This is a genomic window from Nocardioides sp. NPDC047086, from assembly GCF_040643685.1.
Taxonomy (GTDB): domain Bacteria; phylum Actinomycetota; class Actinomycetes; order Propionibacteriales; family Nocardioidaceae; genus Nocardioides.
Genome location: NZ_JBEYUV010000035.1, coordinates 1 through 20736 on the forward strand (window position 1 = coordinate 1; position 20736 = coordinate 20736).

Annotated in this window: 19 protein-coding genes; 9 read left to right on the top strand and 10 right to left on the bottom strand. The window is 72.3% G+C overall.

Features of this window, described 5'->3' with window-relative positions:
* Both ABZ796_RS21705 and ABZ796_RS21710 read right to left on the bottom strand, forming a co-directional pair.
* Positions 1 to 805: DUF4194 domain-containing protein (locus ABZ796_RS21705; protein ID WP_357339692.1), on the bottom strand; the 805-nt coding region annotated here is incomplete at its 3' end.
* Positions 768 to 2273: a DUF3375 domain-containing protein gene (locus ABZ796_RS21710; RefSeq protein ID WP_357339693.1), complete on the bottom strand. Its 1506-nt coding sequence runs from the start codon at positions 2271 to 2273 to the stop codon at positions 768 to 770. The genes ABZ796_RS21710 and ABZ796_RS21705, both read right to left, overlap by 38 nt.
* Before the next feature lie 99 nt (positions 2274 to 2372).
* On the opposite strand from ABZ796_RS21710, the gene ABZ796_RS21715 reads away from it, so the two are divergent.
* Complete coding sequence (locus tag ABZ796_RS21715) at positions 2373 to 3548, top strand: Ig-like domain-containing protein (RefSeq protein WP_357339694.1); 1176 nt, start codon at positions 2373 to 2375, stop codon at positions 3546 to 3548.
* Here the strand turns inward: ABZ796_RS21715 and ABZ796_RS21720 are convergent.
* Together ABZ796_RS21720 and ptsP are read right to left on the bottom strand one after the other, a co-directional pair.
* Positions 3545 to 3979, bottom strand: a complete 435-nt coding sequence (locus ABZ796_RS21720; protein ID WP_357339695.1) for an SRPBCC family protein — start codon at positions 3977 to 3979, stop codon at positions 3545 to 3547. The genes ABZ796_RS21715 and ABZ796_RS21720 overlap by 4 nt on opposite strands.
* Before the next feature lie 24 nt (positions 3980 to 4003).
* A complete protein-coding gene (gene ptsP / locus ABZ796_RS21725; RefSeq protein WP_357339696.1) occupies positions 4004 to 5680 on the bottom strand; it encodes a phosphoenolpyruvate--protein phosphotransferase in 1677 nt (558 codons plus the stop codon).
* Between the two features lie 122 nt (positions 5681 to 5802).
* On the opposite strand from ptsP, the gene ABZ796_RS21730 reads away from it, so the two are divergent.
* From ABZ796_RS21730 to ABZ796_RS21750, 5 genes are all read left to right on the top strand, one after another.
* Positions 5803 to 6570, top strand: coding sequence for a DeoR/GlpR family DNA-binding transcription regulator (locus ABZ796_RS21730; RefSeq protein WP_357339697.1), 768 nt, complete (start codon positions 5803 to 5805; stop codon positions 6568 to 6570).
* On the top strand, positions 6567 to 7520 hold the full coding sequence (locus ABZ796_RS21735) for a 1-phosphofructokinase family hexose kinase (protein WP_357339698.1): 954 nt from the start codon (positions 6567 to 6569) through the stop codon (positions 7518 to 7520). The genes ABZ796_RS21730 and ABZ796_RS21735 overlap by 4 nt, the downstream gene beginning before the upstream one ends.
* A complete protein-coding gene (locus ABZ796_RS21740; protein ID WP_357339778.1) occupies positions 7517 to 9571 on the top strand; it encodes a fructose-specific PTS transporter subunit EIIC in 2055 nt (684 codons plus the stop codon). The genes ABZ796_RS21735 and ABZ796_RS21740 overlap by 4 nt, the downstream gene beginning before the upstream one ends.
* A 39-nt stretch (positions 9572 to 9610) precedes the next feature.
* On the top strand, positions 9611 to 9868 hold the full coding sequence (locus tag ABZ796_RS21745) for an HPr family phosphocarrier protein (RefSeq protein ID WP_357339700.1): 258 nt from the start codon (positions 9611 to 9613) through the stop codon (positions 9866 to 9868).
* A 136-nt stretch (positions 9869 to 10004) separates the two neighbouring features.
* Positions 10005 to 10553, top strand: a complete 549-nt coding sequence (locus ABZ796_RS21750) for a DUF5134 domain-containing protein (protein ID WP_357339701.1) — start codon at positions 10005 to 10007, stop codon at positions 10551 to 10553.
* 23 nt (positions 10554 to 10576) lie between these two features.
* Here ABZ796_RS21750 and ABZ796_RS21755 read toward each other — a convergent pair whose 3' ends face one another.
* The 6 genes from ABZ796_RS21755 to ABZ796_RS21780 form a co-directional block, all read right to left on the bottom strand.
* Positions 10577 to 11860 carry a pyridoxal-phosphate dependent enzyme gene (locus ABZ796_RS21755; RefSeq protein WP_357339702.1) on the bottom strand — a complete coding sequence of 428 codons (1284 nt, stop codon included), beginning with the start codon at positions 11858 to 11860 and terminating at the stop codon, positions 10577 to 10579.
* Between the two features lie 2 nt (positions 11861 to 11862).
* Positions 11863 to 13230 carry an alanine racemase gene (locus ABZ796_RS21760; protein WP_357339703.1) on the bottom strand — a complete coding sequence of 456 codons (1368 nt, stop codon included), beginning with the start codon at positions 13228 to 13230 and terminating at the stop codon, positions 11863 to 11865.
* Complete coding sequence (locus ABZ796_RS21765; RefSeq protein ID WP_357339704.1) at positions 13227 to 14444, bottom strand: copper chaperone; 1218 nt, start codon at positions 14442 to 14444, stop codon at positions 13227 to 13229. The genes ABZ796_RS21760 and ABZ796_RS21765 overlap by 4 nt, the downstream gene beginning before the upstream one ends.
* A 3-nt stretch (positions 14445 to 14447) precedes the next feature.
* Positions 14448 to 15626, bottom strand: coding sequence for an aminotransferase class V-fold PLP-dependent enzyme (locus ABZ796_RS21770; RefSeq protein WP_357339705.1), 1179 nt, complete (start codon positions 15624 to 15626; stop codon positions 14448 to 14450).
* A gap of 18 nt (positions 15627 to 15644) precedes the next feature.
* A complete protein-coding gene (locus ABZ796_RS21775; protein ID WP_357339706.1) occupies positions 15645 to 15869 on the bottom strand; it encodes a heavy metal-associated domain-containing protein in 225 nt (74 codons plus the stop codon).
* Between the two features lie 108 nt (positions 15870 to 15977).
* Entirely contained in the window at positions 15978 to 17069 is a 1092-nt protein-coding gene (locus ABZ796_RS21780; RefSeq protein ID WP_357339707.1) for a beta-eliminating lyase-related protein, read from the bottom strand.
* Positions 17070 to 17415: 346 nt separating this feature from the next.
* On the opposite strand from ABZ796_RS21780, the gene ABZ796_RS21785 reads away from it, so the two are divergent.
* The 3 genes from ABZ796_RS21785 (at position 17416) to ABZ796_RS21795 (ending at position 20676) form a co-directional block, all read left to right on the top strand.
* Positions 17416 to 17829: a DUF5990 family protein gene (locus tag ABZ796_RS21785; protein ID WP_357339708.1), complete on the top strand. Its 414-nt coding sequence runs from the start codon at positions 17416 to 17418 to the stop codon at positions 17827 to 17829.
* 94 nt (positions 17830 to 17923) lie between these two features.
* The gene (locus tag ABZ796_RS21790) at positions 17924 to 19024 is read left to right on the top strand and encodes an NAD(P)/FAD-dependent oxidoreductase (RefSeq protein WP_357339709.1); all 1101 of its coding nucleotides are present in this window, start codon (positions 17924 to 17926) and stop codon (positions 19022 to 19024) included.
* 32 nt (positions 19025 to 19056) lie between these two features.
* Positions 19057 to 20676 (top strand): LuxR C-terminal-related transcriptional regulator, encoded by a 1620-nt coding sequence (locus ABZ796_RS21795; protein ID WP_357339710.1) that lies wholly within the window; start codon positions 19057 to 19059, stop codon positions 20674 to 20676.
* Positions 20677 to 20736 lie beyond the last annotated feature (60 nt).

The following is a 20736-nucleotide window of genomic DNA, read 5'->3' on the forward strand; positions in this document are numbered from 1 at the left end:
ACCCTCCTTTCGTTTGCTCACCGCCCGGGACCGGATCGGTGTAGTGTTGTCTACCCAACCCGGGCCCCTGGAGCGCCCCCACCGTGTTGGTCTCGACACGCTCGCTGGCGCTCACGGCTCGACCAGCGGATCCCTTGAGCCACGCCTTGAGCTCGGCGAGCTTCTCGACGCTCAGCACGATCTCGACGAGCGGAGTGATCCGGAAGCGGTCCTCGGACTCCTCCTCGATCAGCCCCTCCCGGGCGAGCCGTTCGACCGCCCGGCGGATCTCGCGGCGGGCGGCGGCGTCGCCGCTGGCGACGTCGAAGTAGGTGAGCACGGTCTGCTCCAGCTCGTCGGCATCCACCCGCGCGGAGCTCTCGCCCGCGCCGCGCTCGCGCTGGAAGACGGTGCGGAGATGGACCAGCACGAGGGTCTCGGCCCGTGAGTAGGCGTCGTCCTTGAGGAGCACCGGCACGTCCAGCTCCTCCGAGCGCACCTGCCGCTTGTAGGCGATGCCGCGGTCGTGGTCGACGACGAGCCGCACGAACAGGTCGTGGAGCCGCGACTCGATCACCGCCTGGTGGTCGAGCAACGTACGCCACTGCCGCGGGCTCCGCTCGGCCGTGATGAACCGGCGGCGCAGCAGCTGGACCAGCACCCGGCGTACGTCGGCGTCCAGGACGCCGCGATCGCCGACGAAGAGCTCGGTCGGGTCGTCCTCCATCGAGACGGGCTCGATGAAGCCCTCCGGCTCACTCCCGTAGGCGACCGCCTCGGTCTCGGTCTCACTCAACGTCGGCCCCTTCGCCAGCTCGATCGCCATCAGTCATCCTCACCCCGCCGAACGCGAACCTGCGACGCACCCCGTCGGCCCGAACCGCCTCGATGGTGGCGATCTCCCCCGTCTCGGTCATCCCGCGCCGGTGGGCGATCTCCAGCAGCCCCAGCAGATCGACCGGGCGCCGGATCTCCGCCGGCGCGGCCGCGAAGACCTCGGCCAGGTCGACCGGTCCCTCGGCGGCTGCGACGTAGGCGTCCAGGTGGGCCTCGATCGCCCGGTAGCCCGGGCCGCCCCAGGCCTTGGTGTCCTCGACCGCGCTCTCCACGTCGCCCCAGTCGGCCAGCGGCGCGGGTGGCTCGGGCGGCCGCAGCTCGCTGACCGACTGGCGCAGGTGACCGAGGTCGGCGACGGGCAGCCGGCGCAGCGGCTCGACGGACTCGGCCGGCCGCGAGGACGGCATCCAGGCCTGGAAGCCGACCATCACATCGCGCAGCAGGTCGTCGACCTGCCGATCGCGGGCCGGGTCGTGCGTACGCACCTGGGTGGTGATCACGTGCGAGGCGGTCTGCTGGGCGGCCAGCACCTCGGCGACGCCGGTCTCGATCCGGCGTCCGACGGCGGCCAGCTCGGCCCGCTCGGCCGGCACCATCGCCTTCGTGAACCGGTGTCGCAGCACCGTACGCAGGTGGGTGGCCAGGTCGTCGAGGCGGCGCGGGTCGCCGATCATCCGCAGCGCACCGGCGAACGCCTTGCCCTCCGGGGTCGAGGCCATCACGTCCTTGCCGCGCTGCAGGTACTCGCGCAGCACCTCACCGGCCGGGCGTACGTCCTGGCGCAGGTCGGTCACCACGTCGCGCTGCATCGCCCGGATCGACTCGACCACGCGCGCGAAGTCGGCCGGGAGCTCACGGGTCAGGTGGAGGATGTTCTCGGCCTGCTCCAGCAGGGTGTCGTCATCGACGGTGTCGACGACGCCGGTGCGGTCCAGGCGGGCGATCTCGGCACGCCGCTCGGCGATCTCCTCGGTCAGCCGCGCGACCCGGGTCAGCACGTCCGGATCGGCGTCCAGGGCGAGCCGCTCGACCGCCTCCAGCAGCGTCCTGACCCGCGACTCGGAGACCCGCGCCCGCGACCCGCTCGCCCGGCCGGCGATCTCCAGGGCGCCCACCGCGTGCGCGGAGAGCCGGTAGACCTCGTCCTCGCCCTCGATCTGGCGCAGCAGCCACCCGGCGCGCACCCACTGACGGCACAGCTCGCGCGCCGTGCCGACCGGGAGCATCGCCTCGCCGCCCTCGCCCTCGGCGTGGCCGGTGGCCCGGAGCCGGTCCAGCATGTCGCCGATCTCGGCGTGCGCATCGGTCACCGGCACGGAGGAACGCTCGGAGGTGAAGGTCACCGAGAGCACCGCCACCACGAACGGCGCGAACCGGCCGTGCAGGAGGTCGAGCATCGGGTTCTTGAAGGCGGCCAGAGCCCCGGCGTACGCCGCCTCGACGCGAGTGTCACTCATCGGCAGACACCGTACGTGGCACCACCGACAACACCACAACCTTCAGTACACGCGCGAACACGCCGATAATTCGGTTGTCGCTTACCGCATAGTTATCCCATGCGGGTTCGTCCTCTTACTCTCGTGGTGGCCTCGGTGGCCCTGATCGTGCTCTCCGGCTGCGCCGAGGGCCCCGAGTCCCCGGACTCGGCCGCCAAGGGCGAGCCGACCGCCTCGCCGTCGGCCAAGCCGCTCACCGCCACGATCTCCCCCGCCGACGGGGCCAAGGACGTCGCCGTCGACAGCACCGTCACGGTCACCGCGACCTCGGGCGAGTTCGCGAGCGTGAAGGTCGCCAAGCCCGACGGACGCACGGTCCCCGGGTCGCTGTCGGCGGACAAGAAGACCTGGACCGCCAACGACCTCCTCGACCCGGCGCTGCGCTACACGGTCACCGCCACCGGTGAGACCGGCACGGTCACCAGCAGCTTCACCACCCGCTCGCTCTCGCTGGCACAGCAGACCTTCGCCACCATCGTCCCCGTCGACAAGTCCGAGGTCGGCGTCGGGATGCCGGTCGCGGTCTACTTCGACGTCCCGGTCAAGGACCACGCCTCCTTCGAGAAGCGCATGCACGTCACCTCCACCCCGGCCCAGACCGGCTCCTGGTACTGGGTCTCCGACACCGAGGCCCGCTACCGCCCGCAGCACTACTGGAAGCCCGGCACCACCATCAAGGTCGACCTCGACATCAACGGCGCCTCCGCCGGCGGGGACGTCTACGGCCAGCACAGCCGCGCCGCCACCTACAAGGTGGGCGACGCGCACGTCTTCAGGGTCAACGCCCGCACCCACCGGATGAAGGTCTTCAGCAACGGCAAGCTGCTGCGTACGATCCCGGCGACCACCGGCAAGCCCGGCTTCACCACCCGCTCGGGGATCAAGGTCATCTCCGAGAAGCACCGGGTCAAGGAGATGCGCTCGGAGACGATCGGCATCTCCGACCAAGGCTCGAGCGACTACTACTCCCTCGACGACGTCGAGTACGCCATGCGCCTGACCAACTCCGGCGAGTTCATCCACGCGGCGCCGTGGTCGACCGGCTCCCAGGGCTATGCCAACGTCTCCCACGGCTGCACCGGCATCTCCACCGACAACGCCGCCTGGCTCTACGGCCTGGCCCGCATCGGCGACATCGTCGAGACCACCGGCACCGACCGGAAGATGGAGTGGGACAACGGCTTCGGCGACTGGAACCTCTCCTGGGCCGACTACCAGAAGGGCTCCGCGCTCTAGGCCGAGCCGACCGTGGTGACCAGCCCCTGACGGCAGCCGAGCATCATCTGCCGGTGGTTCCAGGTCAGCACCGGCCGCAGCGGGAGCGACGCGAGGCCGAGCAGGCCACGTACGACGACCTCCTGCTCGAACACCATCCGGCTCCCGCTCGGGGTGGGCGTCAGGGTCCACCGGGCGAACCCGTCCAGATCACCGCCGAGGCCGACCTCCAGCGTCGGCAGGTCCCGGTTGACCGCGTGCAGCACGATCTCCAGGTCGTAGGGCAGCGCCGAGCGGCACACCAGCAGCGCGTCGTCCTCGCCTAGCTTCGCCACCGCCCGCACCTGCGGCCACCACTGCGGGTAATACTCGACATCGACCAGCACCTCGTGCACCGCCGCGGGCGAGGATGGCAGCTCCCAGGTCTCGGAGAACGCGTAGTGCGCGGGCATGGGCCCAGTGTGCACCGTCGCCGATCAGCCCAGCAGCGTCGCGACCGCCTCGCGGCCCTGTGCGGGTGAGAGCGCGCCGAGCGCGGCCTCGGCGGCCTCGTCGCACTGCCCGGAGGTCACCGACCCGATCCGGGCACCGACGGCGGGGACCGCGGCGGGGGCCATCGACAGCGACGTGATGCCCAGTCCGACGAGAACGGGCGCGAGCAGCGGGTCAGCGGCGGCCTCGCCGCAGATCCCGACGGGCTTGCCGGCCGTACGTCCCGCCTCGGCGGTGATCGCGATGAGCTGCAGCACCGCGGACTGCCAGGGATCGGTGAGGTGGGCGAGGTCGGTGGCGAGCCGGTCGGCGGCCATGGCGTACTGGGTCAGGTCGTTGGTGCCGATGGAGAGGAAGTCGACGACCTCCAGCATTCGGTGGGCCATCAGTGCTGCCGCCGGGACCTCGACCATGACGCCAGGCTTCAGGCCGCGGGCGCGGACGAGCGCGGCGAAGTCGGCGGCCTCCTGGACGGTGGCGACCATCGGCGCCATCACCCAGGTGTCGGCGCCGGTGCGCTCGGCGGCGATCGCGATGGCGTCGAGCTGGCGTTCCAGCAGGCCGGGGTTGTCCGCGGCGAGCCGCAAGCCGCGTACGCCCAGGGCCGGGTTCTCCTCGCCCTCATGGGTCGCGAAGGCGATCGGCTTGTCGGAACCCGCGTCCAGGGTGCGTACCACGACGTGGCCGCGGCCGGCGAAAGGTGCGAGCACCTCGGCGTAGACGTCGGCCTGCTCGGCGACGGTGGGCTCCTCGCGCCGGTCGAGGAAGCAGAGCTCGGTGCGGAAGAGTCCGACACCCTCGACCTGGCCGGCCGCCGCGTCGCGTGCCGAGGAGCCATCGGCGACGTTGGCGAGGAGCGCCACGGGATGGCCGTCGGCAGTGCGCCCTGGCCCGGTCCAGGAGGCGACCGCCTGGCGCCTGGCGAGGTCGGCCTCGGCGCGGGCTGCGGCGTCCGGGCCCGGCTCCAGGTCGACGGTGCCGGCCTGGCCGTCGACGAGCACCGAGGTCCCCGGCGTGATGCCGGTCGCGCCGGCCACGCCGACCAGGCACGGGATGCCGAGCTGGCGGGCGATGATCGCGGTGTGGCTGGTCGGGCCGCCTCGCTCGGTGACCAGCGCGACCACCCGGGCCGGGTCGAGGGCGGCGGTGTCGGAGGGCGCCAGGTCGGCGGCGACCAGCACGCTGGTCCCTTCGGGCACGTCCACACCGGGTTCGGGCTCACCTGCGAGGTGGGCCAGGACGCGGCGCTCGATGTCGTGGAGGTCCGTGACCCGCTCGGCCATCAGCCCGCCCATCCCGCTGAACAGCGTCGCGAACTGCTCCACCGCCGCACCGACGGAGGCGACCAGACCCTCTCCGGAACGCAGGTGCTTCTCCACCGCGACCCGCAGTCCCTTGTCACGCGCGAGGCCGGCGCTCGCGCTCAGCACGGAGGCGGCCGCTCCCGACGCGGTATCGGCACGGCGCGCGTAGCCGTCGGCGACGGCGGTGGCGGCTGCCTCGTAGGCCGCGAGGGCGTCCTCGGGCTGGTCGAAGCCGCGCCGTGCCAAGGCTTCGAGGGCGAGCGGGTCGACCTCGGTCCGCACCACGTGGACGGGCGCCAGCACGATCCCCGGGACCACCGGGGTGCCGGAGAGAACAGATGAGTGAGACGTGACCATGGCCACAAATATCTGCCCTAACCCCTTGACGAGTCAACACATTCGGGCATAAAACAACATATGTGGGCATTCACAAGTCCGAAACCCACTCGAAACCACACCGATCTTCGAAGGAGGCCCGGATGTACGCCGAGGAGCGACAGATCGCGACGGCCCGTCTCGTCGCCGAGCGCAGGCGGATATCCGTGGCCGACATCGCCGAGCGGTTCGAGGTCACCACCGAGACCGTGCGCCGAGACCTCTCCACCCTGGAGCGACGCGGCCTGGTCCGCCGGGTCCACGGCGGGGCCGTGCCGGTGGAGACCATGGCGGTGCTCGAGTCCGCGCTCGGCGAGCGGGAGCAGACCTTCACCGCACAGAAGGACCGCATCGCCCAGGCGGCCCTCGATCTCCTGCCCACCGCCGGCGGCACCATCGCGATCGACGCCGGCACGACGACCAGCAGGTTCGCCCACGCTCTGCCGCGCGATCACCAGCTCACGGTGGTCACCCATGCCGTCCCGGTCGCCGCGATGCTGGCCGGCAGCGCCCAGATCGAGCTCCACCTGCTGCCCGGTCGGGTCCGCCCGGCCACCCAAGCCGCGGTCGGCGCCGAGACCGTCGACGCGCTGAGCCGGCTGCGGGTCGACGTCACCTTCGTGGCCACCAACGGGCTGACCCTGGCCCACGGCCTCTCCACCCCCGACCACGAGGAGGCCGCGACCAAGCGGGCGCTGGTCAACGCCGCCCGCCGGGTCGTGTGCCTGACGGACTCCAGCAAGATCGGCGTCGAGACCACGCTCCGCTTCGCTTCCCTGGGCAACATCGACGTGCTCGTCACCGACAGCGACATCGACGACGACGTCGCCGACGAGCTCCGCGAGAGCGGCCTGGAAGTCGTGATCGCATGATCGTCACCCTGACCGCCAACCCGAGCATCGACCACACCGTGATGCTCACCAGCCCGCTGCGCCGTGGTGAGGTGCTGCGTGCCGAAGGCACGAGCTCGCAACCCGGCGGCAAGGGCGTGAACATCTCCGGAGCCGCGTACGCCGCGGGGGTGCCGACCCGAGCGGTTCTCCCCTGCCCCGACCTCGACCCGCTGGTGACCGAGCTGCGGGCCTCGGGGCTCGACGTGGTCACCGTCGGCCCGGCGGGCCGGCCGCGGATCAACACCACCGTGACCGAGCCCGACGGCACCACCACCAAGCTCAACGGGCCTGGCGCCACCGCCACCCCCGCGCTGCTGGACGCCCTCGCGACCCGGCTGGTCCAGGAGGCCGAGCTGGCCACCTGGGTCGTCCTCGCCGGATCCCTGCCGCCCGGCGCCCCGGCCGGGTGGTACGCCGAGGTGGTGGGCGCGCTTCGCACCACCGGCGCCCGCATCGCCGTCGACACCAGCGAGGCGCCCCTGGAGGCGCTCGCCGCCGGACTCCCGGCCGGCGCACCCGACCTGCTCAAGCCCAACGCCGAGGAGCTGGCCTCCATCACCGGCTCCGACCGGCTCGACGACCCGGCTGCCGCCGCGGCGGCGGCCCGGACCCTGGTCGAGCGCGGGGTCTCCGCCGTGCTCGCGACCCTCGGCGGCGACGGCGCCGTCCTGGTGACCGCGGAAGGTACGTGGCACGCCAGCCCTCCGCCCACCGATGTCGTGAGCACGGTCGGCGCCGGGGACAGCTCCCTGTTCGGCTATCTCCTCGCCGACCTGCGCGGACTCTCCGCCCCTGAACGTCTCGGGCTCGCCGTCGCGTACGGCAGTGCAGCCGCCGGGCTCCCCGGCACCACCCTCCCCACCCCACCCCAGGTCCGCGCCGACCTCGTCCCGGTTCGCGGCCTCGACCCCATCACCGGAGGACTCTGATGTCCGCACTCATCGCCCCCGAGCTCGTCGCTCTCGACGCCGACCTCGGCACCGACAAGCACGACGTCATCCGTGCCCTGGCCCAGCGCGTGGCCGACTCCGGCCGCGCCACCGACCTGGACGCGCTCGTCGCCGACGCGCTCGCCCGCGAGGAGGTCTCCGCCACCGGGCTCCCGGGCGGCCTGGCGATCCCCCACTGCCGTACGTCCGGGGTCGATGAGCCCGTGGTGGCCTTCGCCCGGCTCTCACCACCGGTCGACTTCGGTGGCAAGGACGGCCCGGCCGACCTCGCCTTCCTGATCGGGGCACCCGCGGGCGGCGACGCCACCCATCTGACCATCCTGACCAAGCTGGCCCGTGCTCTGGCCCGTCCCGAGTTCGGCCAGACCCTGCGGGAGACCGACTCGGCCGAGGAGGCCGCCCGGACCATCCTCGACGCGGTCGGTGAGGCGCCCGCCCAGAGCCAGGCCCCGGCAACGGCTCCGGAGGCGACGCCGGCGCAGAAGCGCTCGCTCGTCGCGGTGACCGCCTGCCCGACCGGCATCGCGCACACCTACATGGCGGCCGAGGCGCTCCAAGCCGCGGCCGCTCGGGCAGGCGTGGAGATCGCGGTCGAGACCCAGGGCTCGGCCGGTGCGACACCGTTGCCCGCCGAGACGATCGCGAAGGCCGATGCGGCCATCTTCGCCGTCGACGTCGGCGTCCGTGACCGGGCCCGGTTCGCCGGCAAGCCGCTGGTCTCCTCCGGGGTCAAGCGCCCGATCGACGACGCCGACGCGATGATCGCCGAGGCGCTCGCCGCGGCCGCGGACCCGAACGCAGCCAGGGTCGAGTCCGGCGGGAGCGACTCGACCGAGTCCACCTCGACCGCTTCGGAGAGCTGGGGCGCACGTACCCGCCGGGTCCTGATGACCGGCGTCTCCTACATGATCCCGTTCGTCGCCGCCGGCGGCCTGCTGATCGCGCTGAGCTTCCTGCTCGGCGGCTACGACATCACCGACGTCTACGGCGCGGTCATGGTCGACAACACGCTCACGAACCTCCCCGACGCCCAGGCCCTCGGCCTCGAGCACGCCCTCTTCGACAGCGGCCTCGCCGTCTATCTGGGCGCACTGTTCTTCGTGATCGGCAAGACCGCGTTCATGCTGTTCATCCCGGCGCTGGCGGGCTACATCGCGTACGCCATCGCCGACCGCCCCGGCATCGCGCCCGGATTCATCATGGGTGCGCTGGCCGCCAACCTGTTCGGCGTGGTCAACGCCGACGGCGTCGCGGCGCCTGCGACCGGGTTCCTCGGCGCGATCGCGGGCGGTGTGCTCGCCGGCGTGATCGCCCACTGGGTCAGCCGGTGGCGCGTTCCGAGCTGGGCGCGCGGCCTGATGCCCGTGCTGGTGATCCCGCTGGTGACCTCGATCCTGGCCGGGCTGGTCATGATCATCGTGCTCGGCAAGCCGATCAACTGGCTGATGGAGCGGCTCACCGACGGCCTCGCCGCCTTGGACGGCACCAGCGCCGTCGCCCTCGGCGCGGTGCTCGGCCTGATGATGGCCTTCGACATGGGCGGCCCGCTCAACAAGGTCGCCTACAGCTTCGCCGCCACCGGTGTCGGTGCCGCCTCGCTCGCCACCGACTCCCCCGAGCTGCGGATCATGGCCGCCGTCATGCTCGCCGGCATGGTCCCGCCGATCGCGCTGGCGCTGGCCACCGTCGTACGCCCCCAGCTCTTCACCCCCGCGGAGCACGAGAACGGCAAGGCGGGCTGGCTGCTCGGCGCCTCGTTCATCACCGAGGGAGCCATCCCCTTCGCCGCGGGCGACCCGATGCGCGTGATCCCCGCGATCATGGTCGGCAGCGCGGTGACCGGCGGTCTCTCCCAGCTCTTCGAGGTCGGCGTCCGCGCACCGCACGGCGGCATCTTCGTCCTCTTCGCGGTCACCAACGTGCTCGGCTACCTGATCGCGCTCGCCGCCGGCGTGATCGTCGGCGCCGGCATGGTGATCGCGCTCAAGTCCATCGGCCGCGCTCCGGTGCCGGCCCCCGCCGCCAGCTGATCAGTCCGTACGTCCCACCTCATCACCCGAAGGAGCATCATGCCCATCCAGACCGTCACCGTCGGCTCCGCCGTCGGCCTCCACGCCCGCCCCGCCGCGATCATCTCCGAGAAGGTCGACGAGCTTGGTGCCGAGATCACCCTCGCCGTTCCCGGCGGCGAGCCGGTCGACGCGGCCTCGTCGCTGCTGATCATGACGCTCGGCGCCGCCAACGGCGACAAGGTCGAGGTCACCGGCCCCGACCAGGCCGCCGTCGACACCATCGCCGCGCTCGTCGCGCAGGATCTCGACGCCTGAGCGAGGCGTCACCCACGTCGGCAGGTTTTCCGACCTGCGGCACCGATGACGACAACCGGCCTCATCCGGCGAGCTCCGGCGGTACCTTGGTCGGGTGGTAGATCCGCCCTGGGACCTTCTGCTCACCGTAGCCTTCGTGCTCACTGGCACCGCGGGGATCTGGATCCTCGTGGTCTGCCCACCGTCGGGCACCCAGACCGTTCTCCATCTCAATCACGCCGTGATGAGCGGCGCGATGATCCTGATGATCTGGGTCATCGTCTCCGCCGTCGCGGTCTGGGCCCAGGTCGCACTCTTCGCGGCCCTGTCCCTGGCGCTGCTGCCCGGGCTGAGACGCGCGGGCGGCAGGGCCCACCGCGCCGACCTGGCCGGACATCTCGCCCTCAACGCAGCGATGATCTGGATGCTCGCCGCGATGCCGTTGCTCATGACCGGCATGACCACACCGAGCGGCCATGGCCACGCCGGCCATGGTCACGCCGGTCATGGCGGCGCGGCAGCGGTCGCGGGGCACACTCCGGGCTGGGCGATCGCGGTCAACTCGCTGTTCGTCGTGGTCTGCGTGGCCGGGGTGCTCTGGTGGCTCCTGCGGGCGACCGCGGTGCGCGAGCACCGTCTGCCCGCCCTCGGCCACGGGCTGATGGCCGCGGGGATGGGCACGATGCTCGCCCTCCTTCCCACGTGAGGGCCCGGCGGCGTACCCAGGGGTCAGACACCCGCGAGCGGCCTGCCGCTGTCGCGCCAGCCGAGGACACCGCCGTCGAGGTTGTAGGCCCGACGACCGGTCGCGGCGGCCCGAGCGGCGAATCGCGCCGAGCGGTCCCCCGTCGGGCAGACGAACACGACCCGAGACGCCTCCGAGAACGGCATCCCCGCCTCCATGACCTGCTCCAGCAGGTCGTCGCGGAGGTTGATCGCCCCGGGGATGTGGCCTGCCTGGAACGCCAGCGCGGTGCGTACGTCCACCACGACCACGTGCTCGCCTGCGGCGCTCCACGCCTCGAGGTCCTCAGGAGCCGCCGAAGGCGCCGCCGTCGCAGGAGCAGGCGCAGGGCCGGCTACGCCGAACAGGTCGGGACGACGGTGGCGGTAGTAGGAGAGGTACGGCTCCATGCGGTCGCACGCGATGACGACCGCGGTGACCGGGCCCCCGGGCCCGGCCAGGAGCCGTTCCCGAGCGGCGGCATAGGCAGCCCCGGTGGTGGGCCCGGCGAGCACGCCGTGCCGGGTGGCGAGCTCGAGGCTCGCGGAGATGGCGTCGGCCGAGTCGACCGCGGCGATGGCGTCGTAGAAGCCGGGCTCGAACAGGCCGACCTCCCACATCTCCGCCGCCGAGCGGATGCCGGGAATGAAGTCCCCCTCCGCCGCGACGACGCCGACCACGGTCGTGTCCGGGTTGCGCTCGCGCAGGTACGTCGCGGCCCCTCGGGTGGATCCGGTGGTGCCGAGCCCACCCACGAGCAGATCGACGGGACCGGCATCGCGGTAGATCTCGCGGCCGGTCTCCTCGTAGTGGGCGCGCAGGTTGTCCTCGTTGGTGTACTGCGAGGTGTGGTGGTAGCGGCCCGGCTCCCCCTCCATGAGGTCGCCGATCACCCCGAACACGTCGTTGGGCGCGGTCGGGTCCGGGCACTCGGAGAGGCCGGGCATCTCGGTCACCTCGGCACCCAGCAGCGACAGCATCTCGCGGACCTCGCGCACCCGGACCCGGTTGGTGAAGGCACGGAAGCGGACCCCGTGCATCGAGGCGATGATCTGGAGCGCCTTCGCGGTGTTCCCGCTCGATGCCTCCAGGACGACCCGCTCCTCCGCGGCGATCTCGCCGATGTGGTCGCGCAGCAGCGCCCAGGCGACCCGGTCCTTGACCGAGCCGAAGGGGTTGGCCGACTCCAGCTTGAGGAAGATCTCCGCATCGGGGACACCGTGCGCTGCCGGATCGAGCCGGAGCAGCGGGGTGTCGCCGATCATGTCGAGCACGCTGTCGTAACGCATGGTCAGCTCCCGTGGGTGTCGTCGGCGAGGAAGGTGAACCGCTCGCCGTCCAGGACCGCCGCGACCTTGGGCGGCGGCGGGTGTCCGCCGGCAGAAGAGGCGGACAGGTCCATCTGATAGGCGGCGGTGTTCACGAACGCGAGTACGTCGCCGCTGCTCGGTTCGGAGTCGAGGAACACCTTCCGGCGGCTCACCAGGTCCGACTCCAGACACAGCCGGCCGGCGAGGAACACGCCCTCCGCCGGCGGATCACCGCGCCCGTCGACGAGAACCGGGTCCAGCAGCACCTCCTGGTCCGCGGGGGTGATCTGGTTGCGGGACAGGTCGAGCACGACCAGGTCGCGCCCGGCGGCGCGCTTGCGGTAGAGCACTTCGGTCAGGGTGAGCCCGGCGTGGTCGACCAGCGCCTTGCCCGGTTCGATCCACAGCGTGAGCATGCACTCGCGCAGGACCTCGGCGACCGGCCGCCGCTCGATCTCGGCAGCCAGGAACCGCTCCAGGACGTCGATGGCGGGGCGGTGGTTGCCGTACTTGTGCGCGGCCGCCCCACCGTGGCGGAGCCCGAGGTCGTGACCGGGCCACACCAGGTCTCCCGGGGGTGCCGTGACGAGCTCCTGCGCGAACCGCTGGAACGGCTCCGGTTCCTCGACGAAGCGCTGCCGGAACCCGCCGCCGATGTCGATCACCGAGGGTCGCAGGCCCTTGCGGTACGCAGCGGAGACGACCGCCATCGACTCGGTCAGCGCGTCCACCCGGGCGGCCGGGTCGGCGGTGTCGAGATGGAAGGCGACACCGCGCAGCTCGAGCCCGGGGGCGCGGCGTACGGTCTCGAGGGCGGCGTCGGCATCGGCGAGGTCGATGCCGAACCGCGAGTGCGGTACCACCGGCGAGGCAAAGCCGGAGAGTCGCAGCACGACGGGGACGGCACTGCCGGCCGGCGCGACAGCGGCGAGCCGGTCGAGCTCCCACAGGTCATCGGCGTTGGCGGTGATCCCGAGTGCGGCGACCCGTTCGATGAAGGCCGGCGCCTTCGGGCCCGTCGCCTCGATCCGGTTCGGCGCGAACCCCGCCGCCAGAGCCCGGTCGAGCTCGGTCGCGGAGGCGACGTCCGCACCGAGCCCGGCAGCGGACGCCCCGGCGAGGAGCGCCGCCGAGGCGTTCACCTTGTGCGCGTAGAAGATGTCGTACGGCACGCCGTGGCGCCGCAGCACGCCCGCGAGCGCGGCGGCGTTCTCGGCCATGACCTGGGGAAAGACCACATGCAGCGGGGATCCGAACCGTTCGATCGCCTCGCGCACCGCGGCCGCGTCGGCGATGAAGCGGGCGGCGATCGGGTGCCGGGCGGCTGGGAGCGGAAAGCGCTGGCTCACCCGTCGGCCACCGTGTAGCCGGAGTCGCGCAGGTCGGCGAAGACCCGGTCGCGCTGCCCGGCGTCCGTGAACCTGGCCCGCACCCGTTTCCCGTGCAGGTCCACCTCGATCAGCTCGGCCGCCTGGGCGTCGAAGACCGCCGTGATCGTCACCCGGCAGTGCCGGCAGGTCATGTCCGGGACCCCGAACTCCTGCTCCCCCGCGGCGAAGCGTACGTCCCGCACGGCCGCATCGGGGATCGCGGCGATCCGCACCGACTCGACCGCGGACCGGAAGGCGCCGGTGAGCGCCTCGGCGACGGCGGCGAGCGGCTGGACGCGCTGCCCCTCGACCTGATGCGCCCGCTGCCCGAGACAGACCGGTCGCTCACCCACCGGCAGCAGGGCGTACTGTCGCGAGATCTCGTCGAGCTCGACGTGGTGGCGTTGGATGGCGGCACGCACCCCCAGGCCCTCGTGGTGGGCCCGGTCCATCACCTCATGGGCATCGGCGATGGTGCGGCGCTTCATCTCGGCGAGCAGCGCGACGGTGTCCGCGGTGTAGCGCAGCCGGTCGCCGGCCCCTTCCAGGCTCACGGGGATCATGCCCCTGCGGTAGGTGGAGGCCTGCAGCTCCCAGAACCAGGTCGAGGCCACGGTGCCGTAGAGCCCCGAGGCGTACATCGCCTCGGCGAACTCGACCGGGTCCTCGATGCCGACCTGTCCGGCGAGCATGCCGTGCTGGACGAGCGCGCGGCCGGCGGCCTCGGCGCCGACGCGGAAGATCTCGGCGGGTTCTTGGTCGGTGGTGGTGTCGGCGAGGATGTCGAGCTCGTCGTCGCCGAGCGCGTCCGCACGCGCCACGACCGGCTCGGCGCCCGCGATCGCGTCACCGACGGCGATCACCGCCTCCCTGGCCGCGATAGGCAGCACCGGGCCGAGCGGGCCCGGCCCGATGTGGCCGCTGTTCGCGATCCCGCGGGAGTCGCGCCAGGTGATGCGGTGCGTGGCGCTGACGACCTGATCGGGCCGGCACGGCCGCATGAAGGACTCCAGGTAGCGCCGCTGTCCGGTGGTGAGCGGTCCCTCGGGCTCCGGGCTGAGCTCCTCGATGCGGTAGTCCACCGACACCGGTTCGGTGACCGGTGCCGGGCCGGTCAGGAAGTCGGCACCGGCCACCTCGGCCAGGATGCGGGCGGCGGCGGCACGGTCGTACCTGATGCCTTCGTTCTGCACGTGTCAGTCCCTTTCGGCAGCGGCGGCGAGGCCCTGCAGGAGTCGGTCGACGTCGTTCTCGTTGTTGTACAGGTGGAAGCTCGCCCGGACCGCGTCCTCTCGCGGACCGTCCAGACAGTGGTCGCCCGCGCGTACGTAGACGCCGCGGCGTTCGAGCGCGAAGGCCACGTCGGCGCCCGCCTGGCCGTCGAGCGCGAAGGCGCTGATCCCGCTGTGCGGCCCGCCCGCATCGACCGGCGGCCCGAGGAGGGTGACGCCGCCGATCCGGGACGCACCCTCGGTGAACCGGGTGGCGAGGACGGCGAGGTGGGCGCCGACGCGGTCCAGGCCGATGGTGTCGAGGAACGTGGCTGCGCTCGCCAGCCCGGCGGCTCCGGCGCCGTCGAGGCTGCCCTCCTCGGCGGCGTCGGTGAGCGGGGAGACGTGTCGCGCCGGCCCGCTCCTTGCGGCCGCCCGGTCGACAGCGATCCGGTGATGCTGATCCCGGCGTACGTAGACCGTGCCGGTGCCGGGAGGCCCGAACATCTTGTGCCCGGAGACGACGGCGAGCTCGGCGCTGGACCCGGCCAGGCCCAGGGGCAGCCGTCCGGCGCTCTGGGAGCAGTCGAGGCAGACCGTGGCTTGCGACGGGATCGCCAGCGCGTCGAGGTCGGTCCGGGTGCCGTGGAGGTTGTGGACGTCGGTGGCGACGACGACGGCGGTGCGGTCGCTCGCGGCGCGGGCGAAATCGTCGGGGTCGATGCGCCCCAGCCGGTCGCGGCGGTACGCCACCGCCCGGACGCCCTGGTGGCGCATCCGCTCGGCGAGCCGGAGCCATGGCCGCACCGTCGAGAGGTGGTCCCCGGGGCAGTAGAGGATGTCCCCGCCGTTCGCGAGCGCCGCGGGTCCCCAGCGGTCGGCGAGGAAGGCCATCGCGCCGGTCGCGCCGCGGGTGAAGGCGACCTCGTCGGGGAACGAGGCGCCGAGGAACGCCGCGAGGACGGCGCGGGCCTCCTCGAAGCGGCGCAGCGCGTCCCGAGCCCATGGATGTCCTCCCCTGCCGGGGTTGGCGGCCGGTCCGCGCAGCTCGGCGGTGAGCTGGGCGATGACCGGTTCGGGACAGGGGGTGCCTGACGCGGCGTCCAGGTAGACGAGATCAGGTTCGGCGGTGAGGGCCGGAAAGTGCTGACGGGAGCCGAGCACAGACGACTCCGCTACCGGTCAGGGTTCGCGGGCGATCGTGAATCCGGCCTTGGCGAGCGTGGATCTGACGACCCTCGGCTCGAGCGGTCCTTCGGCGGTGACGCGGGCGCTGGAGACGGCTCCCGGGTTCAGGTCGACCTCGACGCCCTCGACGCCGTCAAGGCCACCGAGAGCGCTCGTCACGGTCTCGACACAGCGGTGACAGGTCATTCCATCGATGCGCACTTCGAACTGAACCGACATGCAACTGCCCTTCAGTGGGACTTCACTGGCGGTCCGAAATTATCACCGGACGGATGCGCGCGAGGCCCCTTTGGGCTCGCCTCCCACCTGTCGGACCGAGAGCGGGTCTCAACCCAGCAGCGCGGTGAGGTGGGCGGCGACGGTCTCGGGGTCCAGCTCGAGCGCACCCTGGCCGATCGTCACCTCGGTCACCACGCGGCCCGGCTCGTCGGCCGCCGTCCAGGGTCTGCTGAACGCGAGCGAGTGCTCCTCCAGCGCGGCGAGGAGACGGGTGTTGACCTCGTCCGGGTCACCCGCTGCGTACAGCAGGAAGGTGTTGGTGTGCGGCACCCGCGGCTGGACACTGATGGACGCCGGAAGCGCAGCGGCCAGGGTCCTTCCCCAGGTCACGCACTCGCCGATCTGCGGCAGCCGATCGCGGAGCCCGACCAGCGCAGAGACGGCCTCCGCGGTGGACCGGTAGAGGGTGCCCCCCATCCGGTGGCGCCACAGTCTGGCCTGCGCGACGAAGTCGTCGTCGCCCAGCAGCGCCGCGCCGGCGAGCCCGCCGACGCCTTTGTAGAAGCTGGTGTAGACGGTGTCCGCGAGGCCGGCGACGTCCGCCAGCGGCTTGCCGAACCACTGCTGCGACTCCCAGATCCGGGCGCCGTCGAGGTGGAAGGCGATCTCTCGCTCACGACACCCTTGTGCCAGCTCGGCGAGCTCGTCGAAGGTCGGCAGCACGCAGCCGGCATCGCGCAGGGGCAGCTCGACCAGGCATGCTGCCAGCGGTCCCGGAATCGCGTCGAGGTGCGCCCTCGTCGGCGTCTCGCGCCCCGTCGTGAGGTGTTCGATCAGTAGGTCCTGGAGGATCCTCGGCCCGTCGTCCTCGTGGACGAGCAGGTGGGAGAGGTCGGGCATCGCGACCCGTCGGCTGCCCGCCGTGTCGGCGTGGATCCGCAGCGCCACCTGTTGCGCCATCGTCCCCGAGGGGAAGTACGCAGCCGGCTTCCCGAGCAGCTCGGAGACCTCCGCCTCGAGGCGCGCCACCGGGCCCCTTTCGGCGTATACGTCCCACTCCTCGATCCCGAGCTCTCGGCACGCCTCCGCCAGCCCGTCGAACACCTCGGCCGGACTCGCGTACGCGGGGAACACGCTCTGCCGGCATGCGATGATCGCCGCCCGGAGTCGCTCCTGCAGCGACTTCTCCTCATCGTTCACGCGGCTCACCCTAGTGAGCGGGTCCGATCCTGAGCATCGGATTTCTGCGGCCCTAGTCTGTCCCCATGAATCTGTCGGCGGACCTCAGACGACCTGACTCGAGGTTCCAGAACCTGCTGTCGCTCCGGGCTGCGACCTATGTCGGAGTGGGTGGCGCCCTGGTCACCGGCCTCATCGCCGGCTGGCCGCAGGTCGGCCTCGTCCTCGGCTGCCTGTCGGTGGCAGGTCTCTACAGCGTCTACCCGACCCTCTCCCTCGCCTGGGGCACCCGCGCCGGGCGACACACGGAGTGGGCCTTCCTCGCCGCCGCGACGCTCAGCGCCGTCCCCCGTGGCATCCTGGAGCCGTGTTGCTCGAGATCCGTGGCCACCACTTCCCAGGCCGGTCCTGGCACCTCGACACCGGCCCGTGCGACAACGTCCATGTGGGTATCCAGGTGCGCAGGGACCCCGTCGACCTGGTCCCCGGCGACAGCCAGGCGGCGGTCTGGCGCACCGAGATCGAGGTCGTCGAGCGTGATTCCGGACGTGACTTCCGAGGCCCGGCCGTCCAGGGCGTACGAGGATCTCGGTTCGTCTATCTGACCTGGGGAGACGTCGGACCTGACGGAGACTTCACCATGTTCCGGCGGGCCAAGCTCATGCTCGACGACGTCCCCGTCGCCGACCACGTGGTCGCCACCGTCGACCTGACCGACGAGCGCGGCGGGCCACGCTGCGCGCGCTTGCGTCCACCGGCCCTGCAGCTGCGCGGCGGCTGACCCACCGATGGGTAGTTCGACCCATCGACCGCCGCAGCCGAATGCGCCGTACGACCGACGCGGAGCGGCCGGGTACGGACCTAGCGTCGCCGGTATGGACACCACACACATCGAGACGATCATCATCGGCGCCGGCCAGGCCGGCCTGGCGACCGGTTACCACCTGCGACGCCGGGGACGGCCGTTCGTCATCCTCGACGCCAACGCGCGGATCGGCGACAACTGGCGGCGCCAGTGGGACACGCTGCGCCTCTACTCACCCGCCAAGTACGACGGCCTCCCTGGGATGGCGTTCCCGGCGAAGAGATGGTCGTTCCCGGGCAAGGACGAGGTCGGCGACTACCTCGAGACCTACGCCCGCACCTTCGAGCTGCCCGTTCGGCTCCAGACCCGGGTCACCGGGCTCGAGCGGGACGGTGACGGCTTCCGCGTCGCCACGGACCGCGGCACCTGGACCTGCGACAACGTCGTGGTCGCGACGGGCACCTTCGGGCGTACGCCCAACGTCCCGGCCATCTCGGCCGAGCTCGATCCGTCGATCCTGCAGCTCCACTCCAGCGAGTACCGCCGCCCCGGGCAACTGCGGGACGGGCCGGTGCTCGTCGTGGGCGCCAGCCACTCCGGCTGCGACATCGCCTTCGAGGTCGCCGAGTCCCGCCCGACGATCCTGGCCGGGCGCGACTGCGGCCAGATCCCGCCGCGCCTGGAGTCGCCGGTGATGCACGTGATCTTCCCGGTGCTGCTCTTCATGTGGCGCCACGTCCTCACCCGGCGGACGCCGATCGGGCGCAAGGAGATGCCCGAGATCCGACACCACGGCGGGCCGATGCTGCGCGTGAAGCGCGCCGATCTGGACGGCCGGGGCGTCGAGCGGGTCACCTCGAGGATCGAGGAGGTCCGCGACGGGCTGCCGGTGGTCGACGGGACGCCGCGCGAGGTCGCCAACGTCGTGTGGGCCACCGGCTTCCGGCAGGCCTTCGACTGGATCCACCTGCCGGTGCTCGACGAGGACGGCTGGCCGCGGGAGATGCGCGGCGTGGTGCAGGAGGCCGACGGGCTGTTCTTCTGCGGCCTCAGCTTCCAGTACGCCTTCAGCTCGATGCTCCTGGCGGGCGCCGGTCGCGACGCCGCGCTCGTCGCCGACCGGGTCGCGGCCCGGATGCGGCGGGCCGCACGCCATTCGCTGGCCGCCTGATCCGAGTACGCTCTGCGGTGGAGGTGCCTGCCGTGGCCGACGTCCAGCTGGAGAACGCTCGGTCCGACTTCGCGCGCGGCGATTGGGCCGCGGCGTACGCCACCTGGTCGGTCGCAGACCCGGACAACCTCTCGGCCGAGGAACTCGAGGACTTCGCCGTCGCCGCGGAGCTGACCGGGAACCACGACGAGACCGTCGCCGCTCTGCAGCGCGCCTTCCGCCGGAGCCAGGAGGCCGCCGACCTGGGTCGCTCGGTTCGCTGCGCGTTCCGGATCACGATGACCGCGTATGTCCACGGTGAGGGCGCGCTGGCCCGGGGCTGGACCGCGCGGGCCGAGAGCCTGGTCGCCGACGTCGAGGACGGCGTCGAGCTCGGCTGGGTCGACTTCCTGCGGCTGTTCCGCGCGCTCGACGCCGGGGACTTCGCCACGGCCGGCAGGTGCGCCGACGGGGTGACGGAGCGCGGGCGGCGCTACGGCGAACCCGACCTCACCGCGCTGGGGCTCTGCTCCCAGGGCCGGATGGCGCTCTACTCCGGCCGGATCGCCGAGGGACTCGCCCTGCTCGAGGAGGCGATGGTCCAGGTGATCGCGGGCGAGGTCTCCCCGGTCGTGGCCGGGCACGTCTACTGCACCGCGATCGAGGGCTGCCAGGAGATCAGCGACTTCGGCCGGGTGGCGGAGTGGACCGCCGCCCTCGAACGCTGGTGCGCCGCCCAGCCGGGGCTGTTGACCTTCACCGGCCAGTGCGCGGTCCACCGCGGCCAGCTGCTGAGGCTGCACGGCGAGTGGCAGGAGGCCCTCGAGGAGTTCGAGCACGCGACCCGCCGCTACCAGGAGGTGCACGCCCCGGACGCGGCCGGGCTGGCGGCGTACGAGGCCGGCGAGGTGCTCCGGCTGCGCGGAGAGTACGCCGAGGCCGACGCTGCCTACGAGCGCGCGGCCGACCGGGGGTTCGACCCGCAGCCCGGCCTCGCGCTGCTCTGGTCGGCCCGCGGGCAGGGCGCGGCGGCGCTGGCCGCGGTCGACCGACTGCTCGCGGAGACGGCTGGCCCCGTGCAGCGGTGCCGGCTCCTGCCTGCCGCCATCGAGGTGCTGCTCGAGGCCGGCGAGGTCGACCGGGCCCGCGACGTCGCGGCCGAGCTCGACGAGCTCGCCGGACACTTCGGCTGCGTCTGGCTCGAGGCCGCCGCCGCACACGCGTACGGCACGGTCGAGCTGGCCGCGGGAGACGCCGCCGGCGCCCTGCCCTACCTGCGCAAGGCGCAACAGCTGTGGGCGCGGGCCGAGGCCGCCTACGAACGGAGCCAGGCACGGCTGCTGACCGGGCGCGCCCTGGCCGGTGTCGGCGACACCGAGTCTTCCCGGCGTGAGCTCGAGGCGGCGCGTACTCTCTTCCGCCAGATCGGCTCCCGCCCGGCTGCCGACGAGGCCGACCGCCTCCTCGCGCCCTCCCTGCCCGCCGGTCTCACCGCCCGGGAGGCCGAGGTCCTCCGCCTGGTCGCCTCCGGCCGCAGCAACGCCCAGATCGCCGCCGACCTGGTCCTCAGCGAGAAGACCGTCGCCCGCCACCTCTCCAACATCTTCACCAAGCTCGACGTCCGCTCGCGCACCGCCGCCACGGCCTTCGCCTTCGAGCACGGCGTGGTCTGATCCACCAGCGCCTCCGGCGGCCGAGGCGGTGGATCTCGTCCGAAGCGGATGAGGGCGCCC